Source organism: Pseudomonas sp. P7758 (assembly GCF_013386485.1).
Lineage (GTDB): Bacteria > Pseudomonadota > Gammaproteobacteria > Pseudomonadales > Pseudomonadaceae > Aquipseudomonas.
Genome location: NZ_JACARS010000209.1, coordinates 1 through 9,112, shown reverse-complemented (window position 1 = coordinate 9,112; position 9,112 = coordinate 1). Strand labels below are relative to the sequence as shown.

General features: G+C 62.6%; 8 protein-coding genes. 6 read left to right on the top strand and 2 right to left on the bottom strand.

All coding sequences use genetic code 11. The features are described from left to right. The first annotated feature begins 74 nt into the window (after positions 1 to 74). The 6 genes from HX873_RS30540 to HX873_RS30515 all read left to right on the top strand — a co-directional run bounded on the left by HX873_RS30540 (position 75) and on the right by HX873_RS30515 (position 7,078). Positions 75 to 1,001, top strand: coding sequence for a substrate-binding domain-containing protein (locus HX873_RS30540; protein ID WP_003215780.1), 927 nt, complete (start codon positions 75 to 77; stop codon positions 999 to 1,001). Between the two features lie 63 nt (positions 1,002 to 1,064). Beyond that, positions 1,065 to 2,573 carry a sugar ABC transporter ATP-binding protein gene (locus tag HX873_RS30535; RefSeq protein WP_008430598.1) on the top strand — a complete coding sequence of 503 codons (1,509 nt, stop codon included), beginning with the start codon at positions 1,065 to 1,067 and terminating at the stop codon, positions 2,571 to 2,573. Next, positions 2,539 to 3,531, top strand: coding sequence for an ABC transporter permease (locus tag HX873_RS30530; RefSeq protein ID WP_177021686.1), 993 nt, complete (start codon positions 2,539 to 2,541; stop codon positions 3,529 to 3,531). Before HX873_RS30535 ends, HX873_RS30530 begins: the two co-directional genes overlap by 35 nt. Positions 3,532 to 3,600: 69 nt before the next feature. After that, positions 3,601 to 4,680, top strand: a complete 1,080-nt coding sequence (locus tag HX873_RS30525; RefSeq protein WP_177123695.1) for an alcohol dehydrogenase catalytic domain-containing protein — start codon at positions 3,601 to 3,603, stop codon at positions 4,678 to 4,680. Position 4,681: 1 nt separating this feature from the next. Then, entirely contained in the window at positions 4,682 to 6,214 is a 1,533-nt protein-coding gene (locus HX873_RS30520; RefSeq protein ID WP_177123694.1) for an FGGY-family carbohydrate kinase, read from the top strand. 138 nt (positions 6,215 to 6,352) lie between these two features. Then, positions 6,353 to 7,078 carry an SDR family oxidoreductase gene (locus HX873_RS30515; protein ID WP_177123693.1) on the top strand — a complete coding sequence of 242 codons (726 nt, stop codon included), beginning with the start codon at positions 6,353 to 6,355 and terminating at the stop codon, positions 7,076 to 7,078. Here the strand turns inward: HX873_RS30515 and HX873_RS30510 are convergent. Together HX873_RS30510 and HX873_RS30505 are read right to left on the bottom strand one after the other, a co-directional pair. After that, the gene (locus tag HX873_RS30510) at positions 7,075 to 8,079 is read right to left on the bottom strand and encodes a LacI family DNA-binding transcriptional regulator (protein ID WP_087694790.1); all 1,005 of its coding nucleotides are present in this window, start codon (positions 8,077 to 8,079) and stop codon (positions 7,075 to 7,077) included. The genes HX873_RS30515 and HX873_RS30510 overlap by 4 nt on opposite strands. 51 nt (positions 8,080 to 8,130) lie before the next feature. Beyond that, complete coding sequence (locus HX873_RS30505; protein WP_008430591.1) at positions 8,131 to 8,994, bottom strand: LysR family transcriptional regulator; 864 nt, start codon at positions 8,992 to 8,994, stop codon at positions 8,131 to 8,133. Between the last annotated feature and the right edge of the window lie 118 nt (positions 8,995 to 9,112).

The following is a 9,112-nucleotide window of genomic DNA, read 5'->3' as shown; positions in this document are numbered from 1 at the left end:
TCTTTGCTAGCTTCTTACAAAATGTTAACGATAACATTTGCTCTAAAAATAAAAACAAAACAGAGATCCCCACCATGAAAATGCTTCCGAAAACCCTGTGTTTGTTGGCTCTGAGCATCAATCTTGGCACCGCTGGCCTGGCACTGGCCGACACCAAACCCGCCCCCATCCGCATCGGCGCGTCCTTCCAGGAAATCAACAACCCTTACTTCGTCACCATGAAAGACGCCCTGCAGGAAGCCGGGGCGACCATCGGTGCGCAGTTGATCATCACCGACGCCCGCCACGACGTGTCCAAACAGGTCAGCGACGTCGAAGACATGCTGCAAAAAGGCATCGACATCCTGCTGATCAACCCCACCGATTCCGTCGGCGTGCAATCAGCCGTCAAATCCGCCCACGCCGCCGGCGTAGTCGTGGTCGCCGTCGACGCCCAGGCCGAAGGCCCACTGGACTCCTTCGTCGGCTCGAAAAACTTCGACGCCGGCTTCCAGGCCTGCGAATACCTGGCCAAAAACATCGGCGACAAAGGCAATATCGCCATCCTCGACGGCATCGCCGTGGTACCGATCCTGGAGCGCGTGCGCGGTTGCAAGGAGGCCGTGGCCAAGCACCCGGACATCAAGATCGTGAGCATCCAGAACGGTAAGCAGGAACGTGACCAGGCGCTGACCGTCACCGAAAACATGCTGCAGGCCCAGCCCACCCTCAAGGGCATTTTCAGCGTCAATGACAACGGCTCCCTCGGCGCACTCTCGGCCATCGAAGCCAGCGGCCTGGATGTCAAGCTGGTGAGCGTCGACGGCGCGCCGGAAGCGATCAAGGCCATCCAGAAACCCGGCAGCAAATTCATCGCCACCTCCGCGCAATACCCCCGGGACCAGATCCGCCTCGCCCTGGGCATCGCCCTGGCCAAGAAGTGGGGCTCGCAAGTGCCGGCCACGATCCCGGTGGACATCACCCTGATCGACCAGGCCAAGGCCAAGGATTTCAGTTGGTAAAACACCCAGGCCCCACGCCAGGCGTGGGGCACAGGTCATCCATCTGAATATGAGGTCGGCGGTATGAGCAGTCTTCTGAAGCTGGAAAATATCTGTAAGCGCTACCCGGGGGTGCAAGCCCTCAAGGCGATCAACCTGGAAGTGCAGCGCGGCGAGATTCATGCCTTGCTCGGGGAAAACGGTGCAGGCAAATCGACCTTGATGAAGATCCTTGGCGGGGTCGAGCACCAGGACGAAGGGCAGATCCTGATCGACGGCGAGGCTCGGCAGTTCGCGACGTATCGTGATGCGATTGCCGCCGGCATCGGCATTGTGTTCCAGGAATTCAGCCTGATTCCCTACCTCACGGCGGTGGAAAATATTTTCCTCGGCCATGAGCTGAGCAACCGTTTTGGCCTGTTGCGCAAGCGCGAAATGGTCGAGGCCAGCGAGGCGTTGTTCAAGCGCCTCGGTGTCAGTATTGACCTGCAATGCGCGGTCAGGCACCTGAGCGTGGCCGAGCAGCAATTCGTCGAGATCGCCAAGGCGCTGGCCCTGGACGCGCGGCTGCTGGTGCTCGACGAACCCACCGCCACCCTCACGCCGAGCGAAGCCGAGCTGCTGTTCGAAATCATGCGTGAACTCAAGCGCCAGGGTGTGGCGGTGATTTTTATCTCCCACCACCTGGAGGAGATTTTCCAGGTCTGCGACCGCATCAGCGTGCTGCGCGACGGCGGCAATGTGGGCGTCACCGATGTGGCCGACAGCGATATCGACCGCCTGGTGGAAATGATGGTCGGGCGGCGCCTGGAGTGCAGTTTTCCGCCCAAGCCCACCGCCGCACGCGGGCCGCTGCTGCTGGAGGTCAAGGACATCCAGTTGGTGCGCAACGGCCCCCATAACCACTTTGAATTGCACAAGGGCGAGATTCTCGGCTTTGCCGGCCTGGTGGGTTCCGGGCGTACCGAATTGGCGCTGGGCATGATGGGCGCGCTGCCGTCGGTGAGCAAAGACGTGTGGCTGCGGGGTGAACAAATCACCCTCGACGACCCGGCCCAGGCCTTGGCCCATGGCATCGGCCTGCTGCCGGAAAGCCGCAAGACCGAAGGGCTGATCACCGATTTTAGCATTCGCGAAAACATCTCTCTCAACAACCTGCCCAAATACCAGAACGCCAGCGGCCTGATCGACAAGGACAAGGAATGCGCCAGCGTTGAAGCGCTGATGCGCCAGCTGTCGATCAAGGCCCCCAGCGGCGAGAGCCGGGTGTTCAACCTCAGCGGCGGCAACCAGCAGAAAGTCGTGATTGCCCGCTGGATCAACCATCACTGCGACGTGCTGGTGTTCGACGAACCCACCCGTGGCATCGACGTCGGTGCCAAGGCGCAGATCTACGCACTGATGCGCAGCCTCACCGAACAGGGCTACGCAATCATCATGATTTCCTCGGAACTGCCGGAAGTCATCGGCATGTGCGACCGCGTCGCGGTGTTCCACAAGGGCGCCATCGTCAAGGTACTGGAAGCGTCTGCCGTCAATCCTCAAGAGGTCATGCGCCATGCAACAGGGGGCTCAAGTGAATACGTCCATTAATGCCGTGGGGCCTGGCCGGCTGCGCCTGAACCTGGCGCGGCTGATTCGCTCACCGGCGTTCTATCCCTTTGTCGGGCTGCTGGTGGTGACGTTGGTGATGATCTTCGCCAGCGATAACTTCCTGACGGCCAACAACCTGTCGAACATCGCGCGCCAGGTGTCGATCAACGCGATTATCGCGGTGGGCATGACCTGCGTGATTCTCACCGGCGGCATCGATTTGTCGGTGGGGCCGGTGATGGCGTTGTCCGGCACCTTGACCGCCGGCTTGATGGTCGCAGGCTTGCCGCCGGGCCTGGCGATTGGCGCCGGGATGCTGGTCGGCGTGGCGTTCGGCATCGGCAATGGCCTGTTCGTCGCCTACCTGCACATGCCGCCGATCATCGTCACCCTGGCGACCATGGGCATCGCCCGTGGGTTCGGCCTGATGTACACCGATGGCTACCCGATTTCCGGGTTGCCGGAGTGGTTTGGCTTCTTTGGCCGCGAAAGCCTGTTCGGCATTTCGGTGCCGATCCTGATCATGCTGGTGACGTACCTGGCGGCCTATGTGCTGCTGCAACACACCCGCATCGGCCGCTATATCTACGCGATTGGCGGCAACGAGGAAGCGGTGCGCCTGTCCGGCGTACGGGCGGCGCGCTTCAAGTTGCTGGTGTATGGCATCAGCGGGTTTACCGCTGCGATTGCCGGGCTGGTGCTGACCTCGCGCTTGATGAGCGGCCAGCCGAATGCCGGGGTGTCGTTTGAACTCGACGCGATTGCCGCTGTGGTCCTGGGCGGCGCCTCGATTGCCGGCGGGCGCGGGGTGATTGTCGGCACCTTGCTCGGCGCCATGCTGCTGGGGGTGTTGAACAACGGCTTGAACATGCTCGGGGTCTCGCCCTACGTCCAGAGTGTGATCAAGGGCGGGATCATTTTGCTGGCGATCTTTATCAGCCGTCAGCGCCACAAGTAAACCGGTTATCTCCACGCGGCCATGGTGGCCGCGATGGGTTCTCTCATGCTCAAGAAAGGTCCGCACATCATGGAAAAGCACAACCAAATGCAAGCCGTCGTCTGCCACGGCCCGAAAGACTACCGCCTGGAACGCATCAGCAAACCCCAGGCGCGGGTCAATGAACTGGTGATTCGCATCGCCGCCTGCGGCATCTGCGCCAGTGACTGCAAATGCCACTCCGGCGCCGCGATGTTCTGGGGCGGCGACAACCCGTGGGTCAAGGCCCCGGTGGTGCCGGGGCACGAGTTCTTTGGCTACGTGGTGGAAGCGGGCGAGGGCGCCGAGGAGCACTTTGACGTGAAGGTTGGCGACAAGGTGATCGCCGAGCAGATCGTGCCGTGTGGCAAGTGCCGCTTCTGCAAGTCCGGCAAGTACTGGATGTGCGAGGTGCACAACATCTTCGGCTTCCAGCGTGAAGTCGCCGAGGGTGGCATGGCCCAGTACATGCGCATTCCGAAGACTGCCATCGTGCACAAGATCCCGGAGTCGGTGTCCCTGGAAGATTCGGCGCTGATCGAGCCGATGTCCTGCGCGATTCACACCGTCAACCGCGGTGAGATCCAGCTGGATGACGTGCTGGTTATTGCTGGTGCCGGCACCCTGGGCCTGTGCATGGTGCAGGTGGCAGCGCTAAAAACGCCGAAGAAACTGGTGGTGATCGACATGGTCGACGAGCGCCTGGAACTGGCGAAGCAGTACGGTGCCGACGTAGTGATCAACCCGTCCCGGGATAACGCCCGGGAGATCATCAATAGCCTGACCGACAACTACGGCTGCGACGTGTACATCGAAACCACCGGCGTACCGGCGGGCGTTACCCAGGGCCTGGATCTGATTCGCAAGCTCGGCCGGTTTGTCGAGTTCAGCGTGTTTGGCGCCGAGACCAGCGCCGACTGGTCGATCATCGGCGACCGCAAGGAACTGGACGTCCGTGGCGCTCACCTGGGGCCGTATTGCTACCCGGTGGCCATCGACCTGTTCGAGCGCGGCCTGGTGACGTCCAAGGGCATCGTGACCCATGACTTCGGGCTGGACAGCTGGGCCGAAGCGTTTGAGCTGGCCAACTCGACCAAGTCGATCAAGGTGCTGCTGAAGCCGGTGCTCTGAGATGAACTACGTAATGGGTGTGGACATCGGTACGCAAAGCACCAAGGCGTTGCTGGTGGATGCGGACGGCCTGATCATCGCCCAGCACAGCCAGGGGTATCGCGTGGATACCCCGAAAGTGCGCTGGGCCGAGCAGTGGCCGCAGGTCTGGCTGGATGCGGTGGAGGCCTGCGTCGCCCAGTGCATGGAGAAGGCCGGCGTGGCGAAAGAGCAGGTCAAGGCGCTGTGCATCAGCAGCCTGTACGGCGGCTCGGGGATTGCCGTGGACGCGCAGATCACGCCGCTGCACCCGTGCCTGATCTGGATGGACCGGCGCGCGGGCGAGCAAGTGGAGTGGGTGCGCGAGCATGTGGACCTGGAGCGGCTGTTCACGATCACCGGCAACTCGGTGGACAGCTACTACGGCTTCACCAAGATGCTCTGGCTCAAGCAACACCAGCCGCAGGTGTGGGCCAACACCCGCTACCTGCTGCCGCCCAACAGCTACATCAACTGGTGCCTGACCGGTGAGTTGGCGGTGGACCACAGCAGCGCCGGCAATATCGGTGGCGTCTACGATGTGGCCCGGCGCGGCTGGTCGGCCGAGATGCTGGCGGCGCTTGGGATTCCGTTGGCGATGATGCCGGAGCGTTTGCTGTATTCCGGTGAAGTGGTCGGTGGTTTGCTGGAGGAATGGGCCCGGCGGCTAGGCTTGCAGGCCGGCACGCCGATCCTGGCCGGGGGCGTGGATGCGGCCATGGCCACATTGGCGGCCGGGGTGACGCGGCCGGGCAATCACGTGGCGATGATCGGCACCAGCATGTGCTGGGGTTATCTCAATCAGCAGGTGGATGCGCGCCATGGCCTGGTGAGCATGCCCCACGTCTATAACGGCCATCAGGACCTGTACATCTTCGGTGGTGCGATCACCGCCGGGGCGTCGGTGAGCTGGTTTCGCGAACAGTTCTGCCAGGCTGAGGAGCAGCAGGCGAAAGAGACTGGCCAGGACAGTTTGTGGCTGCTGGAGCAGAGCGCCGCGAAGATCCCGGCGGGCAGCGAAGGGCTGTTGTTCCTGCCGTATCTCATGGGCGAACGCAGCCCGGTGTGGGATGACCGGGCCAGCGGCAGCTTTGTCGGGCTGAACCTGTATCACAGCCGGATCCACCTGTACCGCGCGGTGCTCGAAGGGGTGAGTTTTGCCCTGCGGCACAATATCGAAGCGGGCACCCGTGGGGCGCATTCCCTTGATCCACGGCTGATTGTGGTGGGTGGGGCGAGCCATTCGGATTTGTGGATGCAGATTATTGCGGACATCACCCACTTCCCGGTCTACACCATTGTGCAAGAGGTGGAGGCGGCCTTGGGCGCGGCGTTGTTGGCGGCCCATGCGGTGGGGTTGGTGGATGACCGGCAGATGGAGAAAGGTTGGGTGCAGTTGGAGCTGCGGGCGGAGCCGGAGGCGGGGAATGTCGGGGTGTATGACCGGGCGTTTGCCGAGTATTTGAAATTGTACCCGGCGTTGAAACCGGTGATGCACAGCTTGCAATTGAATTAAGCGAACACTGATCCAAATGTGGGAGCGGGCTTGCTCGCGAATACGGTGTATCAGTGCCGGATTTATTGCCTGACCCACCGCATTGGCGAGCAAGCCCGCTCCCACATGGGATCTCCATCGTTTTAGAGATCGTGAACCATGAACGCTATTTTTGACTTTACCAAGCAGCGCATCCTCGTCACCGGCGCCAGCAGCGGCATCGGCCGGGAAATTGCCCTCCAACTGATCGCCAGCGGCGCCCAGGTTTTCGCCCTGGGCCGCGACGCTCAGGCCCTGGCCCAACTCGGTTGCGAAACCCTGTGCCTGGACATCGCCAACAGCGCCGCCCTGGACCTGGCCCTGCAAGACCTGCCGTCGATGCATGGACTGGTCAACTGCGCCGGCATTTCCCGCCTGGAACCCGCCGCGGCCATCAGCGCCGAAGCCTTCGACCAGGTGATGAACGTCAACGCCCGCGCCGCGGCCCAGGTCGCCAGCCGTATCGCTGCGGCGATGATTGAAGCGAAGATTCCCGGCAGCATCGTCAACGTCTCAAGCCAAGCCTCGCTGGTAGCCCTGGACGATCACCTCGGCTACTGCGCCTCCAAGGCCGCACTGGACGCCATCACCCGCGTGCAATGCGCCGAATGGGGCCGCTTCGGGATTCGCGTCAACAGCGTCAACCCCACCGTCACCCTCACGCCCATGGCACAGGTGGCCTGGTCGGCGCCCGCCAAACGCGACCCGGCATTGGCGGCGATTCCCCTGGGGCGATTTGCCGAAACGGCGGAAGTGGCCCTGCCGGTGTTGTTCCTGCTGAGCGATGCCGCCAGCATGATCAGCGGCGTCAGCCTGCCGATCGACGGCGGCTACACCAGCCGCTAGCCGTTCTCCAGCTTGCCGGCGATCACCACCTTGTCCCGCGGTTTGTGCGGGTCTTCGAGACGATCCAGCAGCAGCCGCACCGCGCTGCTGCCGGCCAGTGACGCGTCGTGGGCCACGCAGGCGATCGGCACGCCGAAGATATCGGCAAAGGGCAGGCGGTCGATGCCGCAGATGGTCAGGCTGTCATGGGGGATGTTGTGCATGCGCAGCGCACGCAGTGCGCCCAGGGTGATCAACTGGTTGAAGCCCATGATCGCGTCCGGCGCCGAGTGTTCGGCCAGGTAGTCGAGGGTGTGCAGGTAGGAGGGCATCAGCGTGTAGTCACCGGCACACACTTCGACCTGCACCTGCGGGTGCTCGGCCAGGACTTCTTTGAGGCCCTTGAGGCGTTCCATGGTGATGCGCGAATGCTCCGGCCCGGTCAGCACCAGCAGGCGCTTGAGATTCGGGGTTTGCCGCACCAGGTACTGCGCCGCCTCGATGCCGCTGTGATAGTTGTCCAGCACCACGCGGCTGAAGGGGCTGTCGTGGATCGTGCGATCGAGCAGCACCACCGGCGTCTTGCCGTTACCCAGGCGCTCCAGATAGTCCGGCTGGTAGCTGGGCTCGTCGGAGACCGGCGACAGGATGATCCCCGCCACGCGGTAGCCCAGCAGCGTGTCGACTGCCTTGCTTTCCAGTTCTTCCAGTTCGTCGGTATCCACCAGCATGATGGTGTAGCCGTGCTTTTTCGCCTCGCGGGAAATCGCCTTGATCATCTCGCTGTAGAAGGGGTTGTCGACCGAAGCGGTGATCACGCCGATGATCAGGCTCTCGCTGCGCTTGAGCCCGCGGGCAAAGGCGTTGGGCACATAGTCCAGCTCCCGCGCCACTTCGAGAATCCGCGCCAGGGTGGCGGGCTTGACCAGGTCGGGTTTGCTCAGCGCCCGGGACACCGTGATGGTGGTCATGTTGACCCGTTTGGCGATGTCGCTGATGGTGACGGACTTTTTCTTGTTCATCGGCAGGGGGGAACCAGGAGAAAACAACCTGAGGCTACCATGGGCACGGCTTCAAATCACCGGATCCCAGCGCTGCGACCAATCCTTTTCGGCCTCCACCACCGCCCGCAGCAACCCCAGCGCCTGCTGCAAAACCGCCGAGTCGCGCTCGCGGGAATACACCAGGTACGTCGGGAAGCTGAACTCCGGCGCCTTGGGCACCCGTTCCATCACACCGCTGTCGAGGTAGCTCTGTACGACCCGCGTGCGGAAATACCCGGCACCGCCGTTTTCCAGGATGTACTGCAACGCCAGTGGCCCCAGATTGAAACTCAGGGCTGCGCGGGCCTTGTCCGGCAGTGCGGCGTCGTGCTGCTGGCGAAAGCCCTGGCCCCAGTCGATATACACGTAGGGCTCGGGCCGGGCGGCCAGTTGCACCAGGATCAGTTTTTCTTCCAGCACCTGCTCCACCTGCAACCCCGGCCAGTATTGCGGCTGGAACACCAGCGCGGCGTCCAGCACCCCCAGTTCCAGCTGGCGCAACAAGTACTCGCCTTCGCGAATCTCGGTGCGCAAGGCATGACCGGGGATGTGTTCACGCAAGGCCTGGGCCCAGCCGAGCATCAGCGGGTTGCACAGGCTGACTTCGCCGCCGATGTGCAGCACGTTGCGGTAGCCGTCGGGTAATGGCAGGTCGCGGCGTGCGGCTTCCCAGGTCTGGACAAGCTGGTTGGCGTAGACCACGAACGCCTCGCCGTCCGGGGTCAGGCGGGCACCGGCGCGGTTGCGCACGAACAGGGTACTGTTGAGCTGGCTTTCGAGGTTTTTGACCCGGGCGGTGATTGCCGTCTGGGTGACGTGCAGTTTCTCGGCCGCCGCTGCGAGGCTGCCGCAGCGGGTGATTTCGAGGAAGGTGCGTGCCAGTTCGATGTCCATGAAGCCCCCTTGGATGATAGGAGGCATTGTAGGGGCTGATGATTGGAATACGGACAAAAATGTGGGAGCGGGCTTGCTCGCGAAGGCGGTGTGTCAGTCAAGATATCCGGTGACTGAC

What these genes read in the sequence shown, in the direction of transcription:
- HX873_RS30540 (WP_003215780.1), top strand. Translation starts at nt 75, where the DNA reads ATGAAAATGCTTCCGAAAACCCTGTGTTTGTTGGCTCTGAGCATCAAT.
- HX873_RS30535 (WP_008430598.1), top strand. Translation starts at nt 1,065, where the DNA reads ATGAGCAGTCTTCTGAAGCTGGAAAATATCTGTAAGCGCTACCCGGGG.
- HX873_RS30530 (WP_177021686.1), top strand. Translation starts at nt 2,539, where the DNA reads ATGCAACAGGGGGCTCAAGTGAATACGTCCATTAATGCCGTGGGGCCT.
- HX873_RS30525 (WP_177123695.1), top strand. Translation starts at nt 3,601, where the DNA reads ATGGAAAAGCACAACCAAATGCAAGCCGTCGTCTGCCACGGCCCGAAA.
- HX873_RS30520 (WP_177123694.1), top strand. Translation starts at nt 4,682, where the DNA reads ATGAACTACGTAATGGGTGTGGACATCGGTACGCAAAGCACCAAGGCG.
- HX873_RS30515 (WP_177123693.1), top strand. Translation starts at nt 6,353, where the DNA reads ATGAACGCTATTTTTGACTTTACCAAGCAGCGCATCCTCGTCACCGGC.
- HX873_RS30510 (WP_087694790.1), bottom strand. Translation starts at nt 8,079, where the DNA reads ATGAACAAGAAAAAGTCCGTCACCATCAGCGACATCGCCAAACGGGTC.
- HX873_RS30505 (WP_008430591.1), bottom strand. Translation starts at nt 8,994, where the DNA reads ATGGACATCGAACTGGCACGCACCTTCCTCGAAATCACCCGCTGCGGC.